The organism is Kitasatospora sp. NPDC023176, assembly GCF_055560495.1.
In genome coordinates this window covers 1-1,030 of record NZ_JBVHIP010000101.1, presented here as the reverse complement: position 1 = coordinate 1,030, position 1,030 = coordinate 1, and the positions used below count along the sequence as shown (strand labels likewise).

Below are 1,030 nucleotides of genomic sequence, written 5' to 3'. Positions count from 1 at the left end.
CTGAGGACAAGCCCTCGGCCTATTAGTACCGGTCAACTCCACCCCTCACAGGGCTTCCATATCCGGCCTATCAACCCAGTCGTCTACTGGGAGCCTTACCCTCTCAAGGAGGTGGGAGTGCTCATCTCGAAGCAGGCTTCCCGCTTAGATGCTTTCAGCGGTTATCCCTCCCGAACGTAGCCAACCAGCCATGCCCTTGGCAGGACAACTGGCACACCAGAGGTTCGTCCGTCCCGGTCCTCTCGTACTAGGGACAGCCCTTCTCAACACTCCTACGCGCACAGCGGATAGGGACCGAACTGTCTCACGACGTTCTAAACCCAGCTCGCGTACCGCTTTAATGGGCGAACAGCCCAACCCTTGGGACCTACTCCAGCCCCAGGATGCGACGAGCCGACATCGAGGTGCCAAACCATCCCGTCGATATGGACTCTTGGGGAAGATCAGCCTGTTATCCCCGGGGTACCTTTTATCCGTTGAGCGACGGCGCTTCCACAAGCCACCGCCGGATCACTAGTCCCTACTTTCGTACCTGCTCGACCCGTCAGTCTCACAGTCAAGCTCCCTTGTGCACTTACACTCAACACCTGATTGCCAACCAGGCTGAGGGAACCTTTGGGCGCCTCCGTTACTCTTTAGGAGGCAACCGCCCCAGTTAAACTACCCACCAGACACTGTCCCTGATCCGGATCACGGACCCAGGTTAGACATCCAGCACGACCAGAGTGGTATTTCAACGGCGACTCCACAACAACTGGCGTTGCTGCTTCAAAGTCTCCCACCTATCCTACACAAGCCGAACCGAACACCAATATCAAGCTATAGTAAAGGTCCCGGGGTCTTTCCGTCCTGCTGCGCGAAACGAGCATCTTTACTCGTAATGCAATTTCACCGGGCCTATGGTTGAGACAGTCGAGAAGTCGTTACGCCATTCGTGCAGGTCGGAACTTACCCGACAAGGAATTTCGCTACCTTAGGATGGTTATAGTTACCACCGCCGTTTACTGGCGCTTAAGTTCTCAGCTTCGCC

General features: G+C 55.8%; 1 rRNA gene. It reads right to left on the bottom strand.

Annotated elements, in window-relative coordinates:
- Positions 1-2 precede the first annotated feature (2 nt).
- Positions 3-1,030: ribosomal RNA gene (locus ACZ3YL_RS42485) — 23S ribosomal RNA — on the bottom strand; the annotation flags it as partial.